Source organism: Labilibaculum filiforme, assembly GCF_002843315.1.
GTDB lineage: Bacteria > Bacteroidota > Bacteroidia > Bacteroidales > Marinifilaceae > Labilibaculum > Labilibaculum filiforme.
On the sequence record NZ_MVDD01000021.1, the window covers coordinates 50,489 to 69,190 of the forward strand.

Consider the following 18,702-nt stretch of genomic DNA (forward strand, 5'->3'; position numbering starts at 1 on the left):
ACATTTTAAAAATAAATTACTGTGAACCAAGTGCCAGCAAGCGAAAGGGTGAATGAAAAAAAAATAGTTTTTTTAAAATAATAAAAGACAAAGAGGTCGGGAATGTTTGGAGAATTCAAAAACTTCCCTATCTTTGTTTTCGTTATATAAGGTAAATCTCTTAGGAGAATATCTATAATTTATACAGAAGAAGTAAGAGAACAGGCTCGTTGACCTTCTGACAACCGCGGCTTCCACAGCTGAAAGGTGTCAAATCCTGACCAAATTTTGGTGAATATAAATTAACAGATTATGAAGAAGACTCAAATTTATTACAAGACACAGGCTCATCAGGAGCAAAACTACAGGTTGCAATCTTTAAATTCATTAAGGATGCGAATGCAACATATGATGCGTATGATTTAACGCATTCTTTCTAAAATCTTTCCCTTTTTTTTAGATACTGGTGCGTATAAAATAACACCGAACCCGGGAATTCAAATTTCATTTTGCTTTATTTTTCTGATTCTACAGAAAGATGAATGGGTACAACCAAATCTGAAACCACATTCAGAAGGTTTGAATCTAAGTCAATTTGTTTTTGCGACATTCAGAAACTTAGGTTTCTAACTAATTAATCAAATTTTTTAATCAAGGTATAACCTAAGGGTTGTTAAAATTTACCAGGCTTTTTGTAAGCATCATGTAAATTGCTATGTGCTAAAAGCTATTAGTTAACAGCTCGTTATAAAATAGAATCGCCATGTCAAATCATTTAAGATACGAAACATTACAGATACACGCAGGTCAGGAAGTTGATGCAGTAACTAACTCAAGAGCAGTTCCTTTGTATCAAACCACAGCTTATACTTTTAATAGTTCGGAACACGCAGCAAATCTGTTTGGATTAAAAGAATTCGGGAATATTTATACTCGTTTAACGAATCCAACCAATGATGTATTCGAGAAAAGAATTGCTGCTTTAGAAGGTGGAGTTGCTGCCGTGGCAACGGCATCTGGTCAAGCTGCACAGTTTTTAGCACTAACAAATATTTTAGAGGTAGGAGATAATTTCGTGAGTGCTTCTCAGATTTACGGAGGAACTTACAATCAGTTTAAAGTTCAGTTTAAAAAGCTGGGTATCGAATGTCGTTTTGTTGATATCGACGAGCCAGATACTATTATTCCTTTGATTGATGAAAAGACCAAAGCAATTTATGTAGAGGCATTACCAAATCCTAAATTTTCCATTCCCGATTTCGAAAAAGTAGCTGCAATTGCTAAGAGATACGATTTGCCACTTATTGTGGATAATACTTTAGGAGCAGGTGGATATTTATTTCGTCCCTTGGAGCATGGAGCAAATGTGGTGGTGGAATCGGCAACCAAATGGATATGTGGACATGGAACAGCAGTGGGCGGTGTAATTGTGGATGGAGGAAACTTTAACTGGGGAAATGGAAAATTCCCTCAATTTACTGAGCCTTCAGAAGGATATCATGGATTGGTATTTTGGGATGTTTTTGGTGCCGACGGACCATTTGGAAACATTGCCTTTGCAATTCGTGCCAGGGTAGAAGGTTTACGAGATTATGGTTGTAGCCAAAGTCCATTTAATTCGTTCTTGCTATTACAAGGATTAGAAACGCTTTCCTTGCGTTTGGATCGTCATGTTGAAAATACAATAGCTCTTGCAAAATGGTTAGAGGAACAAGATTGGGTAGAAAAAGTAAATTACCCGGGTCTAAAATCGAGTCCTTACTACGAAAGAGCTCAAAAATACTTCAAAAAAGGTGCCGGATCTGTTCTAACTTTCAAAGTGAAAGGCGGAAAAGAAGTTGCTGATAAATTGGTAGATGGAGTGGAACTACTTTCACATGTTGCCAATTTAGGAGATGCAAAATCTTTAATAATTCACCCAAGTTCAACTACTCACGAACAGCTAAATTTAGAGGAGCAAAAAGCTTCGGGTGTTGAGCCAGGCTTGCTTCGTATTTCGGTAGGAATCGAGCACATCGAAGACATTAAAGCGGATATCAAACAGTCTATTGAGAAAGCAATTAACGTAGAGACAATCAATTAGTTTTTATAGACCATCCCAGTCGGAAATTTTTTAGCCGGATTTTCGACTGGGAACTCAATGTTTTACTCTTAAGTTATTTGGAGTGGAATTTCTACAATGCAACAAAACAACAAAAAAAACAAAATCAATAAACTGTGAATCCAGAATATTACATCCATAAAGAAGGTTTACAACTTGAATCAGGCGAGCGTTTGAAAGAGGTTGAACTTGCCTATCACACCTATGGGGAATACGATCCGCAAAGGAATAATGTGATTTGGGTTTGTCATGCTCTTACAGCAAACTCTGATGTTTTTGATTGGTGGGAAGGATTATTTGGGAAAAATGATTTCTTTAATCCAAAAGATTATTTCATTGTTTGCGACAATACTCTTGCTTCTTGCTACGGTTCAACAGGACCACTTTCTAAAAATCCGGACAACGGAAAGGCTTACTATCATGATTTTCCGCAACTAACGGTTCGCGATTTGGTGGCGGCTCATGAAATTTTAAGAAAGCATTTAAAAATAGAACGCATTCATATGATGATTGGTAGCTCGCTGGGCGGTATGCAAGCTATGGAGTGGGCTTATCTTTTAAATGGGAAATTAGATAATTTGGTGATTTTAGCTTCCAATGCCAAGCATTCTCCTTGGGGAATTGCTTTCAACGAATCGCAAAGAATGTCGATAGAGGTAGATCCAACTTGGAAAGAATCGAATGATGAAGCGGGTTTGAATGGCATGCGGGTAGCAAGATCGATTGCTCTTTTAAGTTACAGAACCTATTCTACCTACGATCATTCTCAGCAGGAAAATGAGGAGGGGAAAACAGATCACTACCGGGCAAGTTCTTATCAGCGATACCAAGGGGAGAAATTGGCAAAAAGATTTAATGCCTATTCTTATTGGCATCTTTCCAAAATAATGGATAGTCACGATATAGGGCGAGGAAGAAATGGTTTAGTTGCTGCATTGAATGAAATTAAATCAAGAACCTTAGTAATTGGCGTAAACTCCGATCAAATTTTTCCCATTCAGGAGCAACGATTTATTGCTGAAAACATTCCCAATGCTCAATTTCTGGAAATTAATTCCATTTACGGACACGATGGATTTCTGTTGGAACAAGAACAATTAACCCAAGTTTTACAATCTTTCTTAATCGATAATAAAAACCATGAGTAAAAAATTAAAAATAGGCGTATTTGGCTACGGCGTTGTAGGTTCGGGCTTGGCTCATGTTCTAAAAAACAGCAAAGGATTAGATGCATCTATCGTGAAAGTTTGTGTGAAAGATGCTGGAAAAGAAAGAGATTTGGATGCTCAACTAATCACCACAAATCCAGATGATATTTTAAACGATCCGGAAATTAATGTGGTTGCAGAGTTAATTGATGATGCCGATGCAGCTTATCACATTGTGAAAACTGCTATGCAAAAGGGAAAGCACGTGGTTTCGGCCAATAAAAAAATGTTGGCCTATCATATCGAGGAGCTAATTCAAATCCAATGGCAATATAAAGTTTCCTTTTTATACGAGGCTTCGGCTTGTGGAAGTATTCCAATTATCAGAAATTTAGAGGAGTACTACGACAATGATTTGTTGCAATCGGTGAGTGGAATACTGAATGGGTCGTCAAACTATATCCTGACAAAGATTTTTAATGAAAATTCAGATTATAAACTTGCTTTAAAAGAGGCTCAGGATTTAGGTTTTGCAGAGAGCGACCCGACCTCAGATGTTGGCGGTTTCGATACGTTATACAAACTAATTATTCTTACCGTTCACGGATTTGGATTGTTTGTGCATCCCGATGAGGTTTTTAATTCGGGAATAGCCAGGCTTTCGCCAAAAGATATTGAGTTGGCCTCGCAAAAGGGATATAAAATCCGCTTGTTGGGAAAAGTAACTAAGGTGAACGGGAATCAAGTGAATTTGTTTGTTGCACCTAAGTTTGTGAAACCTGCCGAGCATGCTTATACCGTAGAGAGTCATTACAATGGCGTTTTAATTCAGGGGAATTTCTACGATAATCAGTTCATGTATGGAAAAGGAGCGGGTGCTCATCCAACAGGATCGGCTGTTTTATCGGACATTACGGCATTGGCTTACGATTATAAATACGAATATAAAAAACTGAAATATTATGGTGGTTTAGAATATACCAACGATATGGATGTGGAGATTTATTTGAGATATACCGATAAAAACGATTTGGCTTTATTCAATTTTAAAGAGATATCCGAATCGCTGAAAGGGAAAGATTTTAACTATGTAATTGGAATAGTAAACCTTTCCGAACTAACGAAAATTCGTAAGCAAATTGCCGAAAAAGATATTTTCCTTGCCTATTTGGGAGATGAGTAATTTTTAGAGAATTGGATATGTGAATCAGTCTTGATTCTAATATCTCACATCTCAAATTTAATAAGAAATGATCATATATAAATTTGGTGGTGCATCGGTTAAAGATGCTACTGCTATCAAAAACATTTGTCAAATTATTGGCAAAGTAAAGCGTCCGCTCACTGTCGTGATTTCGGCAATTGGTACAACAACCAATTTGTTGGAAGAACTGGTAGATGCTTATTTTTCTGGAAACGACAAGGCATTGGAGCTTTTTGATCTGCTGAAGAAAAACCACACTTCTCTGATCGGGAATTTATTCGAGGAAGTTCCCGCGCCAGTCTATTCGGAAGTAAACGCTCTTTTCATCGAGCTCAAAACCAAAATTTCAAAACCATCATCCGATCAGTTCAATTTCGAATACGATCAGGTGATTGGTTTTGGAGAATTACTTTCAACGACCATTGTGTCTGCATATTTAAATCACATCGGACAAAATAATAAGTGGATCGATGTTCGAACTTGTCTGGATTCCGACGATAATTATGTAGATGCCAATATTCTTTGGGATAGCTCGAAAGAGAAAGCAAATGCTGTATTTCCGGATAATCCGACTGCATTATATATTACGCAGGGTTTTATTGCCCGAGATCAAAATGGTTTTACCACCTCCTTAGGACGAGAGGGTTCCGATTATACTGCAGCAATTCTGGCTCATTTGCTTGGCGCAGATAAAATGATCATCTGGAAGGATGTGTTGGGAATTTTAAATGCCGATCCTGATTATTTTGAGGAAACAACAAAATTGGATCTGATTCCTTATCAGGAGGCAATAGAGCTTTCCTACTACGGTGCCAGGGTAATTCATCCGAAAACCATAAAGCCTTTGCAGGCAAAAAAGATTCCTTTGTGGGTAAAATCATTTATCGATCCTTCGCAAAAAGGAACTTTAATTACAAAAGGGGAGCAGCCACAACCTTTGTTGCCAAATTACATCGTTAAAAAAAGACAGCTATTAGTAAGTTTAAAACCCCTTAATTTTTCTTCTATTGGTGAAAAAGACCTGGTTTTTATCTTTACACTGGTGACAAAATATAGAATAAAGCTTAATTTTACTCAGAACACTGCGGTTAGCTTTGCTTTTTGTGCCAATAGTACTGCAAGAAATATGCAGGATTTGGTGACCGAATTGGAAGAAAAGTACGAAGTGGAATTGAGTGAGGATCTGGAATTAATCACAGTTCGACATTATACGCCCGCAACAATCGAAGAAATACAAAATAAACATCATGTCTTGGTAGAACAGAAGAATAGTAATACCGCAATCTATCTAACAGTCGCAAATTAATATGGAACAGAAATTTACATCTATTAAAGAGGCATTACAGAAGCAAATTCTTGTTTTAGACGGTGCTATGGGAACAATGATTCAGGCTCATAAGTTGACTGAAGTAGATTTTCGTGGAACTCGTTTTGCGGATTTTTCAAGCGATCAGAAAGGACATAACGATTTGCTTACTTTAACGCAACCGGCAATTATTAAGGGGATTCATAAGAAATTTTTGGAGGCCGGAGCAAATATTATTGAAACCAATACATTCAACGCCAATGCAATTTCATTGGCCGATTATCACTTGGAAGAACTGGCATACGAACTAAATTTCGAAGCAGTGAAAAATGCTCGTGCTGCAATTGATGAAATGAATGCCATTGATCCAGATACACCGCGTTGGGTAGCTGGTGCAATAGGACCAACCAACAAAACAACTTCCATGTCGCCAAAGGTCGAGGATCCTGGATATAGAGATGTGGGTTTTGATGATTTGGTGAGAATTTATACCGAGCAGATTAAAGGATTATTGGATGGTGGCGTTGATACACTCTTAATAGAAACAATTTTTGATACTTTAAATGCAAAGGCTGCTATTTATGCTGCCGATGTATTGCTGAACGAAAGAGGATTGGATACTCCAATTATGATTTCGGGAACCATTACTGATAATAGTGGAAGAACTTTATCGGGACAAACTTTAGAGGCATTTGTTACTTCGGTAAAGTGCGATCGTTTATTGAGTATTGGTTTGAATTGTGCCTTTGGAGCGAAAGATTTGGTGCCTTATATTCAGCAGTTAGATACCTTACTTCCTGTTTATGTGAGTGTTTATCCGAATGCTGGCTTGCCAAACGAATTGGGAGAGTACGACGAAACTCCGCAAACAATGTTACACGATCTGAAAGAATTATTAGATCATAAGAAGATAAATATTGTTGGTGGTTGCTGTGGAACGCGACCCGAACATATTAAAATATTAGCCGATGCAGTGAAAAATGCGGCTCCCCGTGAAATTCCAGTGGTTGAGAAGGAAACTCGTTTGAGTGGATTGGAATTACTCCGAATAAATTCGCTTACCAATTTTGTGAATGTGGGGGAACGTACCAATGTAGCAGGTTCGTTAAAATTTGCACGTTTAATTCGCGAGAAAAAATACGAGGAAGCACTTTCCATAGCTCGTAATCAGGTGGAGAATGGCGCACAAATTATCGATGTGAACATGGATGATGCCATGCTGGATGCCGAAAAGGAAATGGAAGTTTTCTTGAAATTATTAGTGTCGGAACCGGAAATTTCCCGGGTTCCTATCATGATCGATTCTTCGAAATGGTCGGTGTTGGAAACTGGATTGAAATGTGTGCAAGGAAAATGTGTGGTAAATTCAATTTCATTAAAAGAAGGAGAAGCAGAATTTATCGACCATGCAACAAAGATTAAAAGATACGGAGCCGCTGCAGTAATTATGGCATTCGATGAGAATGGTCAGGCCGATACTTTCGAGCGACGAACCAAAATTTGCGCTCGGGCTTATAAAATATTAACCGAAACAGTTGGTTTTCCAGCCGAGGATATCATTTTTGATCCCAATGTATTGGCAATTGCAACTGGTATCGAGGAGCATAATAACTATGCGGTGGATTATATCAAAACCGTAAAGTGGATCAAAGCCAATTTACCGCATGCGAAAATAAGTGGTGGAATTAGTAATCTTTCTTTCTCTTTTCGTGGAAACAATACGGTTCGTGAGGCAATGCATTCGGTGTTCTTATATTACGCCATAAAAGAAGGCTTGGATATGGGAATTGTAAATCCGGGAATGTTGCAGATTTACGATGATATTGAACCCGAATTACTACAAAAAGTAGAGGATGTGGTTTTAAATAGGAAGCCAGAGGCTACCGAAATACTTATTGAATTTGCCGAAGGATTAAAATCGGTTGGAAAAGTTCAGGTGAAAGCCGATGCGTGGAGAGAAAAAGCTTGTTTCGAACGACTTTCTTATTCCTTGGTAAAAGGAATTACCGATTATATAGAGCAAGATGCCGAAGAAGCCAGACAACTTTTGCCTCGCGCCTTGGATGTAATCGAACAACCTTTAATGGATGGAATGAACATCGTAGGCAATTTGTTTGGCGATGGAAAAATGTTTTTGCCTCAGGTGGTAAAGTCGGCTAGGGTAATGAAAAAGGCCGTTGCTTATTTGCAACCTTTTATCGAGGACGAGAAAAATAGCTTGACCGATGCAAAAAATGCTGGTAAAATAGTGATGGCTACGGTGAAAGGCGATGTGCACGATATCGGTAAAAATATTGTTGGCGTTGTTTTAGGATGTAACAATTTCGAAGTGATCGACTTGGGTGTTATGGTTCCATGTTCGAAAATTTTAGAAGTGGCAATTCGTGAGAAAGTGGATGCCATTGGTTTAAGTGGTTTAATTACTCCTTCGCTGGAAGAGATGTGTTTTGTTGCCGAAGAAATGAAACGACAAGGTTTCAATATTCCTTTGGTAGTAGGCGGAGCAACCACTTCGGAATTGCATACGGCAGTAAAAATTGAGCCTAACTACGAAAATGGTGTGGTTCATGTTATCGATGCGTCTAAGTCGGTTGGCATATTTAAGCAATTATGCGATAAAAATAAAAAAGCAGATTTTCTGGCAAAAACACGTGAAGAATATCAAATTGTGCGCGAAGATCATGAAAATAAAAAGCCTAAAGAGTACTACACCTTAGAGGAAGCACGAAATAATAGAGAGCAAATAGACTGGAAAACGGCTCCCATTGTTTCGCCCAACAAAACAGGATTGCAGGTTTTAAGTAACTTCTCGATTGACGAAATTCGCAAATACATCGATTGGACTTTCTTTTTTGTTGCCTGGGAGTTAAAGTGCATGTATCCCGAAATTATGGAAGATCCGGATTTGAAGGAGCAAGCTAAAATTCTTTTCGATGATGCTAATCACATGTTGGATATCATCGACAGAGAAAATTTGATTCAGGCGAGTGCGGTTTATGGATTGTTTCCAGCCAATAGCGTTGGCGATGATATTGTGTTGTATACCGATGAGGAGAGAAAGCAAGAAATTACACGCTTTTGTGGCATTCGTCAGCAGGAGAAGTTCAAAAAAGGCTTGAGCAGTTTGTGTTTGAGCGATTTTGTTGCTCCAATTGAATCGGAACGAATCGATTATGTGGGTGCTTTCGTTGTGACTGCAGGCTTAGGAATTGAAGAAATACTGGAGAAATTTGCCGAAGATCATGACGACTATAACAGTATCATGATTAAGATTTTAGCCGATCGTCTGGCCGAGGCTTTCACCGAATTATTGCACGAAAAAATCCGTAAAGAGGATTGGGGATATGCTCCCGATGAGGATTTGAATATGGAGGAAATGCTTCGTGAACATTATCAGGGAATTCGTCCGGCTTTTGGATATCCATCCTTGCCCGAGCACTCCGAAAAACAAGTGCTTTGGGATTTTATGGAGGTTGAAAAGAACATAGGAGCAACATTAACCGAAAGCTTTGCGATGTATCCGGCAGCCTCGGTAAGCGGATTGGTTTTTGCACATCCAGAAGCAATGTATTTCACTGTCGATAAAATAAAAGAGGATCAATTAAAAGATTATGCTTCCCGAAAAGGAATATCCGAAGAAAAAGCAAAGAAGCTGTTAACAGCAATTTTATAAAATAGATTTTAGATGGGAGATATTAGTGATAAGAACCGAGAAGTAAATATTGGTTTTCTTTTATCTCAAATCTCTTATCTCAAATCTCTTATCTAATAGAAACCAATGAAAGTAATCGAACAATTAAACCAAGCAATCGAGAATAAAACCACACATTTCTCTTTTGAATTGTTGCCTCCTTTGCGGGGAAACAGTATTTACAAAGTTTTTAACACGATAGATAAACTGAAGGAATTCGATCCGAAGTATATTAATATAACAGCACATCGCGATGAAATGGTGTTTACCGAAGCTGCAGATGGAACGATTGAAAAGAAAATCACGCGAAAGCGCCCCGGAACGGTAGCGGTTGCCGCAGCAATAAAAAATGAATACAAAATTACGGTGGTTCCTCATGTAATTTGTAGCGGATTTTCACCCGAAGAAACCGAAAATGCATTGCTGGACCTCAATTTTTTGGATATTCATGATGTATTGCTCCTTCGCGGAGATTCTTCTTCTCGTCACGATTTTATTTCTAACGAGGGAGAGCATAAATATGCTATTGATCTGATTAATCAGGTAAATAAAATGAACCAAGGCGAGTTTTTAGATGGAACGCATGTAGATCCTTTTGTTACACCTTTTTCTTTCGGTTCTGCCGGATATCCCGAAAAACACGAGGAAGCTCCTAACTTGGATTCCGATATTTATTGGTTGAAAAAGAAAGTAGATGCAGGAGCCGACTACATCGTTACGCAAATGTTCTTCGATAATCAGAAATTTTTCAATTTTGTAAAGAAAGCAAGAGCTGCGGGCATTACTGTGCCTATTGTTCCGGGAATTAAGCCAATATCGGCGTTAAGCCAATTAAGCGTGCTTCCGCAGATTTTTAAAACCGATATTCCCGAAGCTTTAGCGGCCGAAGTTCGTAAATGTAAAACCAACGATGCGGTGAAACAAGTCGGAGTAGAGTGGGGAATTCAGCAGGGAAAGGAATTAATTCAGCACGGAGTCCCTTCCTTACACTTCTATACCTTAATGGCATCCGATTGTGTAAAAGAAATTGCTAAGGCAATATATTAAGGAGTTGGTTCCTCTTGTTGAATACTTAAGAGAAGAAAAATAAATGTATAATAGCTTAAAAAGAATTTTTCCATTTTTATTACTGCTCATTATTAAATCTAGTTTGACATTTAGTCAAACAAGTCTTAATAAAGCTCTGAGAGATATGGCAAAGGAGGAAATACATCAAACTTCAATAAATTTGACAGAGTTAGATGTATTCCTAATACCAAAAATGGAAAGTAAATTCGTTGAGAAATATGAATTGATTAAACTAGATTGTACGGAGAAATATTCAGTGCAAAGTTTTGATGAAGCCGATTGTAAATTTATCTACTTTCACGAATGGAAAAATATTAACTTATTAGTAGTTGTTTATTTTCCGTCAAGAGCAGGTGCTGGAAGTCCGAAAATTCAATTAACAACGATTACAAATGATGGAGAAGTTGTTGATCGAAAATTAATTTCGTATCTCTATTTTATTGATCCTGGATCTGAGCCTACTCAGATTTTTAAAATTATAGATGAAAATAAATTTGAATTAATAACTAGAGAGATTAAGAGAGAACTTATTGATGATGAATTTGTTTTCAGTAGCGATAAGACAAAAAAAGAAGTTTTTATAATTAGGAATGGAATAATTGAAAAGCTTAGCTAGTAAAAGCTCAATAATGATGGGTGGTGACGAGTTTCCGATAATTATCGGACTTGAGAGTTTAGTTCACCCTTTAAAAAATGGGTGCGGAATATATAATTAGGTGGATAAGGTATAATAATACATGCCTTACCCACTTTTTTTTGTGGATGGGGCACGAAAAAACGTGCCTCCATCATCTTATTTTGTGGTCGGGGTACGAAAAAACATGCCTCGTCGACCTTTTTTTTGTGGTCGCGGTACGAAAAAACATCCTTCAACCATCTTTTTTAATGCTTAAAAGATAAAAAAGTGCTTTAGGAGTAAATAACTTGGTCTTACTGATTAAATTTGAACTGGAATTTAAGTTCAATTTAATCTGGACAGAGTATTTCTGGTATCGTACAATAAAGCTGCGATTGAAATGTTTTTACAGAAAATGATAAAATTTATTGAAATGAAGAGAATACTATTTGTACTGATGTTTTTATTTGTTGCAGCATTTTCCAATGCTCAGGTATTTAATACATCAGGTATTTTAAAGAGTGGCGAAGCGGCCATCGGATTCGAACCTTCTATGCTGGTGAATGGTGGAACCAATGAGTTTTTAATGTTTTTTCATGCTGGTGTAGGTATTGGTAATAATCTTGATTTGGGAGCTAAAATTGGTGCTTTTGGCGATGAAACTTATTATGGTGGCGATGTGGAGTTTGGAATCAGCAGAAATCTGTCATTATCAGCAGGTATGCACCATTTTTACGATTTTGGTTTCGATGGAACAGCTAATGTAACCGTACCTTTGGCTTCAGGAACCAGTTTGATTACCGGTTTAGACATGGACATTAATTTTGGCGACGAAACAACAATTCCTCTTTGGGTACCAATTGGCATTAGAGTTTCTATTGGTAATGGATGGTCGCTGATTATGGAAGCAGAAATTGAATTAACCGATGAGGCTTATCATTACTTCGGAATTGGAATGGCTTACGGTTTCTAGATTTTCATTCTTTACTCTTTATTTGTTTTCACTCTAAAGGATATTTATGTTACATTCATCATTCGATTGTAGATCTTAATAAATCGTTGATAACGTAACTATTTAATCATTTTTTTATGGAAGGGGAGAAATCAAGTATTCAAAATTTGCAGGATTTTGCGAAAAAGTCGGGTCGGGTTATTAAAGTCTCCGAAGGTGCTTATCCTTCAAATGCAATGCAACCAATTGTGTACCATAAAAGGCTTGCATACATGAAAAATAATGCAAACAGCAAAACTTATTTTGCTTGTTATTCCGATCCAAAAAATGTTGGAGGAATAGAACATTTTAGTGGAGTATTCTTTGCTTTGCCAGTATCTAAAGACACGAATATTTATCTTCGTAAGAAGTTTGTGATTGATAAGTTAAATTTCTTTGCCAAAAAAGAGACGCAAAGAACAGGAATGGAAGGATTTCATTCTAAGGTTGTTTTTGAAAAGTATCAATCCAACAGTACCGATCGAATTTTTACAAACGCAAGAGTACAAGAAACAATCAAAAATGCTCTAAAATTTGATATGCGTTTACGGGTTGGTATAAATAATGTCGACTTAAGTTTTATTCCTGAATTAAATGGGGAATCGCATTTTGGAATCTATACAACACAAGATTGGTTTGTGGAACCAGAGAAAATTGAAATGCTGTTTAAATTTGTCGAGAAAATTCGAACTCATGTCATTCGAGAAGAAGAAGCCAGTTTTGTACATTAAATAAAGCGTACAATAATTAAATAACAAAGCCTTAATTCGTTCAACGAATTAAGGCTTTTCTTTAGCTATTAAATAGCTCTATTTTCCAAACGCATCAATAATTTTCTGAGCAGTAACTTCCGATAGTTTTATATTCGATTCGTGTGTCCAGCCACCAACGTGTGGACTCAACAATACTTTCTCTGATTCTATTAAATATTGAAATGCTGCAGGAAGTTCAGAGGCATGTAAATCCTCAAAAGATGTCTTTTCAAATTCCAACACATCCAAGCAAGCACCTTTCACCTGACCGGAGTCCAGGTTTTTCACCAAATCAGCAATTCGAACCACTTTTCCGCGTGCCGTATTAATCAAGTAAATTGGTTTTTTAAATTTTTTCAGGAATTCATCATTCACCATAAACATCGTCTCTTCGGTTTGTGGTACGTGCAGACTCAAAACATCACATTGTTCAAATAAGTCTTCTATTTGCTTTTCTTCACAAAATTCATCCGAGTAATCGAATTTGTATTTGTCGTAGGCAATTACTTTGCAGTCGAAACCTTTTAGGCGTTGGGCAAAAGCACCGCCCATATTTCCGTAACCAATAATACCAATGGTTTTTCCTTTTATTTCGATGCCTCTATTTTCTTCACGTCGCCACATTCCATTTCTTACTTCCCAATTGCATCGGCACAAATTGTTGAAAAGAGTGAGCAACATGCCAACGGCATGTTCGCCAACGGCATCGCGGTTTCCTTCCGGAGCATTAAAACATTTAATTCCTTTGCTTTTGGCGTAGTCTACATCAATATTTTCCAAGCCTGCACCCACACGTCCAATAAATTTCAAATTGGTAGCTTGGTCTAACTCTTCTTTGTTCAATTTGAATTTACTGCGGATAATAAAACCGTCGAACTCCGGAAAAATAGCCAATAGTTCTTCTTTATTCTTTTCTGGAGCATAAGTGCATTCAAATCCCGCTTCTTCAAGCATTTCTTGTAGTCGCGTGTGGGTTGAATCTATAAATAGGACTTTCATTTTTTTAAAATATGAGATTTTAGATGGGAGAAGTCTAGTAGCGTTTTTGTTCGGTAAGGCTCCAGATTCTCAATATGCATTGCAAAAGTAATTGTAAATTCAAAAAAGGAAGAATTTCAGGCAAAGTATTAATTAAGGTGATTGGCAAAGAATTGAAATAGGTATACATCTGCGAAATCAGAAACAATTATTTCTTATCGGCGTCTAAATCCACCACAAAACTGGCTTTGTATCCTCTAACTTTTCCTAGAGCATCATATATTTCGTAGCCAAACATCAATTTTTTCACTCTTTTTTCAAGCGAAAGCTTTTTCGAATCCCAAAACCATTCTTCTTCAAACTGAATGTTACCCGTTTTATTCATCAAATCACTTTCGGCTATTATTTTTTCTAGCTCAGGTTTCGATAAGCAATGATTGTCGTAATAATCAAAGGCAGGTAAATCACCATTTCTCACGGCTTTAATAATATCTTTTACCAAATTATGAATATTGGTATTTGCCAAACATTCCGTTTTCCAATCGTCCTCTGGGTTTGGGTTGGTCACCATCACCTCGTAAATAATAGGATTGGCAATTTTAATTCCGGCATGTTCCTCCAACAATGCCTGTTTATCCCGTTGCTGACAGGAAAACAAAAACAGCCCCGAAAAAATCAGAGCTGTTAGTATTTTATTTGAAAATTTCATTTTTTTGAATTGTTATGGTGATTTTGATGTTCCTAAATTACTATTTTTTTATTCTCACATCTTTCATCTCACTTCTCACATCTCTAATTTATCTCTCAAAACTCAATCTCATGCCTTTCTTACTCTCATCAAACACAGTATTGTTGTAGGCCAAATGACCATTTACAAAGGTTTTATCTACTTTATACTGGAAGGTTTCCTCTTTCAAAAGAACCAAATCGGCGTAATATCCTTTGCGAATAAATCCACGTTTCTCCACTTGAAAAATTTCAGACGGAGTGTGACAGATTTTCTCCACTACCTTTTCCAGACTAATTAAAAAATCTGCATTTGTTCATTTTAGTTGATTTTGACATGAGCAACGCAGGTGGGGTTCCCATAGATGAAAAAGACGTTAAGAAAAAAAACCGTTTTAAAAAGGAAATCAATTTTCCAATAAATTAAGAATTTTGAATCGTATTCTTTGCTTATTAAAAAAGATGAACATGTATCCTTTTTCAAACATTATTTTTTTTAGTCTTTAAGTCGTAATGGGTCACTGAGGGCTCTGGTCTTGATTTTTTGTAACTTTTTGATCAAGCAAAAAGTTTATAAAACCAAACTACCTCTCAAAACTCAATCTCATGCCTTTGGTACTCTCATCAAACACACCATTGTTGTAGGCCAAATGACCATTTACAAAGGTTTTATCTACTTTATACTGGAAGGTTTCCCCATCAAAAGGAGTCCATCCGCATTTATAAAGAGAATTTGCATTGGTAGCGGTCCAATCTTCCTCTTTCAAAAGAACCAAATCGGCATAATATCCTTTGCGAATAAATCCACGTTTCTCCACTTGAAAAATTTCAGCCGGAGTGTGACACATTTTCTCCACTATCTTTTCCAGACTAATTAAAAAATCTGCATTTGTTCATTTTAGTTGATTTTGACATGAGCAACGCAGGTGGGGTTCCCATTGATGAAAAAGACGTTAAGAAAAAAAACCGTTTTAAAAAGGAAATCAATTTTCCAATAAATTAAGAATTTTGAATCGTATTCTTTGCTTATTAAAAAAGATGAACATGTATCCTTTTTCAAACATTATTTTTTTTAGTCTTTAAGTCGTAATGGGTCACCGAGGGCTCTGGTCTTGATTTTTTGTAACTTTTTGATCAAGCAAAAAGTTTATAAAACCAAACTACCTCTCAAAACTCAATCTCATGCCTTTTTTATTCTCATTAAACACACCATTGTTGTAGGCCAAATGACCATTTACAAATGTTTTATCTACTTTATACTGGAAGGTTTCCCCATCAAAAGGAGTCCATCCGCATTTGTAAAGAGAATTTGCATTGGTAGCGGTCCAATCTTCCTCTTTCAAAAGAACCAAATCGGCATAATATCCTTTGCGAATAAATCCACGTTTCTCCACTTGAAAAATTTCAGCCGGAGTATGACACATTTTCTCCACTACCTTTTCCATACTAATTTTTCCACGGCGTGCTTGTTCCATCATGGCAACTAAAGAATGTTGCACCAAAGGACCACCGCCTGCGGCTTGCATATAGTTTCCATCTTTTTCTTCCGTAGTATGTGGCGCATGATCGGTAGCAACAACATCCAAACGATCATCTAAAAGAGCTTTCCAAAGCGCATCCTGATCTTTTTTTGTCTTAATTGCCGGATTCCAGCGTATTCTAGACTTCTTTGTTTTGTAATCCTGGTCATCAAACCACAAATGGTGAACACAAACCTCACTAGTAATTCTTTTCTCTTTTGCAGGAATCGAATTATCAAATAAATCCATTTCCATGGCACTCGATAAATGCAGAATGTGTAAACGGGTATTGTATTTTTTCGCCAATTCAATAGCCTTCGACGAAGATTTGTAGCAAGCCTCGGCACTTCTTATTATTCCATGGTATTCCATCGGAATATCATCACCATATTTTTTCTGGTATTCTGCCTGATTTTTATCAATAGTAGGAGAGTCCTCGCAATGTGTAGCAATCAAAAGTTGCGATTTCTCAAAAATCTGCGAAAGCGTTTCAATATCATCTACCAGCATATTTCCAGTCGATGATCCCATAAATATCTTGATTCCACAAACCGTTTTTGGGTCCGTTTTTAAAATCTCATCCAAATTTGTATTGGTGGCTCCCATGTAAAACGAATAGTTTGCCAAAGATTTTTCCGCACCTAATTCATAACGCGCTGTCAATAATTCCTGAGTAACCGTTTGTGGTTTTACGTTGGGCATATCCATAAACGAGGTAGTTCCACCAGCAACGGCAGCTCTCGATTCGGTATATAAATCGCCTTTTTGTGGCATTCCCGGGTCACGAAAATGAACCTGATCATCAATTACTCCTGGAATTAGTAGGCTGCCAGCAGCATCAATTACTGTCCAAGTCTTATCAGTAAGCTCAGGTTCCGAAGTAAAAATCTCTTCAATAAACTGATCTTTTACAAGAACACTTCCCGCAAATTTTTTGCCTTCATTAATAATTAAGGCGTTTTTTATAAGATAAGTCGACATTTTGATTGTTTAGTTATTATAGTATTGTGAAGTTTTAATTTTTTTCAATAGCTGTAAGAAGCTTACGAATTTGTAAAATTAATTATTCTCAATTCTCTTACCTATCATATTTGGTGAAAAAGCTTCTCAATTTCATTTTTATCACTCCCCACACAGCCTCATTAAAAATTCCACCACTCATTTTCGAGGTTCCCTGAGTTCGGTCGGTAAAAATAATAGGCACCTCAATAATGTTAAAACCATACTTCCAGGTCGTAAACTTCATTTCAATCTGAAAAGCATAGCCTTTAAATCTTATTTCATCCAAATTAATTGTCTCCAGAACCTTTCTGGTGTAGCACTTAAAACCAGCAGTAGCATCGTTAATTTTCATGCCAGTAATAAATCGCACATATTTCGATGCAAAATACGACATCAGAACTCTACCCATAGGCCAATTTACAACATTTACACCAGAAACGTAGCGCGATCCAATCGCCATATCACCGCCTTTTTCCGAACAAGCCTTATACAAGTGCACCAAATCTTCCGGATTATGCGAAAAATCAGCATCCATTTCAAACACATATTCATAATTGTGTTCCAAGGCCCATTTAAAACCAGTAATATATGCTGTGCCCAAACCAAGTTTTCCTTTACGTTCTATCATATGTAGCTGCGAAAACTCAGTTTGCAGTTTTTTTACAATAGCCGCAGTCCCATCTGGCGAGTTATCTTCTATAATAAGAACATCAAAAGCTGTGTCCAGCGAAAAAACCTTCCTTACAATCGCTTCAATATTTTCTTTTTCGTTGTAAGTCGGAATAATAACAATACGATTCGTCACCATGAGAGAATTAATGTGTTAAAAACAATTTTGTAGCACGAAGATAGCATATCTGCCTAAAATCTTTTCCCAACGAGAGTTAAAAAGCTTAAATTTTCAAATTTTAATTTGGCCATTCCCAATTTCCTTTTCAAAAATAAAGGCAATTGGTCGGGCTATTCGCTAAATCTTTTACTTCGTTCCTCAATAAAAGGATATCGCTTCTATCCCTAATGGAAAAAAACAGATTAAGTAGCGAATGTAATTCTCCGCGATAATTTCATTCAATCTTCGCTCCTTTAAAAAACAATTCATTTTTTTCAGTCAGGTTACCAGTACGTTAAGAGGAAGTTAAAAAAAACTTTTCAAAAGAATTAGGAAGTGGGAAAAATAATAGGTTATCTTTGCACCGCTTTCAACGGAAAGTGTTCAACGGTTAGAGTGATTTAGGGAGTGATTTTTGTTTCACAAAAACCGGAGTTTATTTTTCTTTGAATTTTTTTCACTTTGGGTTTGGATATGTAGATTTTTATTTCTTATCTTTGCACCCGCTTTAAGGGTTAACGAACTCGGCGAGTCACTAGGAAACATGGGGCTTAGGAGTGCAATTAGCTTTAAAAAAAAGTTGAAAAAACATTTGCAGGTTAGGAATTAAATTCTTTATCTTTGCACCCGCTTTAAACGGCGAAAGTTCTTTACAAGATTGTGGTTGAAACGGTTTTACACCGGCGAAAAAAAAGATAAAAAAAACTTTACTTTTTTCTTGCAGATGAGCTTAAAAAGTCTTTATCTTTGCAACCGCTTTTAGAGGCAGTAACGACTGTCTTTTAGGAATT

15 protein-coding genes and 1 riboswitch are annotated in these 18,702 nt (G+C 36.8%); of the genes, 9 read left to right on the forward strand and 6 right to left on the reverse strand.

Annotation, left to right across the window (positions count from 1 at the left end; all coding sequences use genetic code 11):
- Positions 1-176: 176 nt before the first annotated feature.
- Positions 177-283: riboswitch (SAM riboswitch) on the forward strand.
- Between the two features lie 459 nt (positions 284-742).
- The 9 genes from BZG02_RS18190 (at position 743) to BZG02_RS18230 (ending at position 12,835) form a co-directional block, all read left to right on the forward strand.
- A complete protein-coding gene (locus BZG02_RS18190; RefSeq protein WP_101263180.1) occupies positions 743-2,062 on the forward strand; it encodes an O-acetylhomoserine aminocarboxypropyltransferase/cysteine synthase family protein in 1,320 nt (439 codons plus the stop codon).
- 134 nt (positions 2,063-2,196) lie between these two features.
- Positions 2,197-3,228, forward strand: coding sequence for a homoserine O-acetyltransferase family protein (locus BZG02_RS18195; RefSeq protein ID WP_101263181.1), 1,032 nt, complete (start codon positions 2,197-2,199; stop codon positions 3,226-3,228).
- Positions 3,221-4,411 carry a homoserine dehydrogenase gene (locus BZG02_RS18200; RefSeq protein WP_101263182.1) on the forward strand — a complete coding sequence of 397 codons (1,191 nt, stop codon included), beginning with the start codon at positions 3,221-3,223 and terminating at the stop codon, positions 4,409-4,411. Before BZG02_RS18195 ends, BZG02_RS18200 begins: the two co-directional genes overlap by 8 nt.
- A gap of 67 nt (positions 4,412-4,478) precedes the next feature.
- Positions 4,479-5,738: an aspartate kinase gene (locus BZG02_RS18205; protein WP_101263183.1), complete on the forward strand. Its 1,260-nt coding sequence runs from the start codon at positions 4,479-4,481 to the stop codon at positions 5,736-5,738.
- 1 nt (position 5,739) lies between these two features.
- Positions 5,740-9,411, forward strand: a complete 3,672-nt coding sequence (metH, locus tag BZG02_RS18210; protein ID WP_101263184.1) for a methionine synthase — start codon at positions 5,740-5,742, stop codon at positions 9,409-9,411.
- Positions 9,412-9,516: 105 nt separating this feature from the next.
- Positions 9,517-10,476, forward strand: a complete 960-nt coding sequence (gene metF / locus BZG02_RS18215; RefSeq protein WP_101263185.1) for a methylenetetrahydrofolate reductase [NAD(P)H] — start codon at positions 9,517-9,519, stop codon at positions 10,474-10,476.
- Between the two features lie 145 nt (positions 10,477-10,621).
- On the forward strand, positions 10,622-11,113 hold the full coding sequence (locus BZG02_RS18220) for a hypothetical protein (protein ID WP_143470511.1): 492 nt from the start codon (positions 10,622-10,624) through the stop codon (positions 11,111-11,113).
- A 433-nt stretch (positions 11,114-11,546) separates the two neighbouring features.
- Positions 11,547-12,086, forward strand: coding sequence for a hypothetical protein (locus tag BZG02_RS18225; RefSeq protein ID WP_143470512.1), 540 nt, complete (start codon positions 11,547-11,549; stop codon positions 12,084-12,086).
- A 116-nt stretch (positions 12,087-12,202) separates the two neighbouring features.
- A complete protein-coding gene (locus tag BZG02_RS18230; RefSeq protein WP_101263188.1) occupies positions 12,203-12,835 on the forward strand; it encodes a hypothetical protein in 633 nt (210 codons plus the stop codon).
- Between the two features lie 78 nt (positions 12,836-12,913).
- Here BZG02_RS18230 and BZG02_RS18235 read toward each other — a convergent pair whose 3' ends face one another.
- From BZG02_RS18235 to BZG02_RS18260, 6 genes are all read right to left on the reverse strand, one after another.
- Positions 12,914-13,855, reverse strand: a complete 942-nt coding sequence (locus BZG02_RS18235) for a 2-hydroxyacid dehydrogenase (RefSeq protein ID WP_101263189.1) — start codon at positions 13,853-13,855, stop codon at positions 12,914-12,916.
- Between the two features lie 187 nt (positions 13,856-14,042).
- Entirely contained in the window at positions 14,043-14,543 is a 501-nt protein-coding gene (locus BZG02_RS18240) for a hypothetical protein (RefSeq protein WP_101263190.1), read from the reverse strand.
- An 88-nt stretch (positions 14,544-14,631) separates the two neighbouring features.
- Positions 14,632-14,859 carry an amidohydrolase family protein gene (locus BZG02_RS18245; RefSeq protein WP_143470513.1) on the reverse strand — a complete coding sequence of 76 codons (228 nt, stop codon included), beginning with the start codon at positions 14,857-14,859 and terminating at the stop codon, positions 14,632-14,634.
- A 285-nt stretch (positions 14,860-15,144) separates the two neighbouring features.
- Positions 15,145-15,435: an amidohydrolase family protein gene (locus tag BZG02_RS18250; RefSeq protein ID WP_342746998.1), complete on the reverse strand. Its 291-nt coding sequence runs from the start codon at positions 15,433-15,435 to the stop codon at positions 15,145-15,147.
- Between the two features lie 285 nt (positions 15,436-15,720).
- Positions 15,721-17,061 carry a dihydroorotase gene (locus BZG02_RS18255; protein ID WP_101263193.1) on the reverse strand — a complete coding sequence of 447 codons (1,341 nt, stop codon included), beginning with the start codon at positions 17,059-17,061 and terminating at the stop codon, positions 15,721-15,723.
- 97 nt (positions 17,062-17,158) lie between these two features.
- On the reverse strand, positions 17,159-17,890 hold the full coding sequence (locus BZG02_RS18260) for a polyprenol monophosphomannose synthase (protein ID WP_101263194.1): 732 nt from the start codon (positions 17,888-17,890) through the stop codon (positions 17,159-17,161).
- Positions 17,891-18,702 lie beyond the last annotated feature (812 nt).

Coding starts and splice junctions, on each gene's coding strand:
- BZG02_RS18190 (WP_101263180.1), top strand. CDS start 743: ATGTCAAATCATTTAAGATACGAAACATTACAGATACACGCAGGTCAG.
- BZG02_RS18200 (WP_101263182.1), top strand. CDS start 3,221: ATGAGTAAAAAATTAAAAATAGGCGTATTTGGCTACGGCGTTGTAGGT.
- BZG02_RS18205 (WP_101263183.1), top strand. CDS start 4,479: ATGATCATATATAAATTTGGTGGTGCATCGGTTAAAGATGCTACTGCT.
- metH (WP_101263184.1), top strand. CDS start 5,740: ATGGAACAGAAATTTACATCTATTAAAGAGGCATTACAGAAGCAAATT.
- metF (WP_101263185.1), top strand. CDS start 9,517: ATGAAAGTAATCGAACAATTAAACCAAGCAATCGAGAATAAAACCACA.
- BZG02_RS18220 (WP_143470511.1), top strand. CDS start 10,622: ATGGCAAAGGAGGAAATACATCAAACTTCAATAAATTTGACAGAGTTA.
- BZG02_RS18225 (WP_143470512.1), top strand. CDS start 11,547: ATGAAGAGAATACTATTTGTACTGATGTTTTTATTTGTTGCAGCATTT.
- BZG02_RS18230 (WP_101263188.1), top strand. CDS start 12,203: ATGGAAGGGGAGAAATCAAGTATTCAAAATTTGCAGGATTTTGCGAAA.
- BZG02_RS18235 (WP_101263189.1), bottom strand. CDS start 13,855: ATGAAAGTCCTATTTATAGATTCAACCCACACGCGACTACAAGAAATG.
- BZG02_RS18240 (WP_101263190.1), bottom strand. CDS start 14,543: ATGAAATTTTCAAATAAAATACTAACAGCTCTGATTTTTTCGGGGCTG.
- BZG02_RS18255 (WP_101263193.1), bottom strand. CDS start 17,061: ATGTCGACTTATCTTATAAAAAACGCCTTAATTATTAATGAAGGCAAA.
- BZG02_RS18260 (WP_101263194.1), bottom strand. CDS start 17,890: ATGGTGACGAATCGTATTGTTATTATTCCGACTTACAACGAAAAAGAA.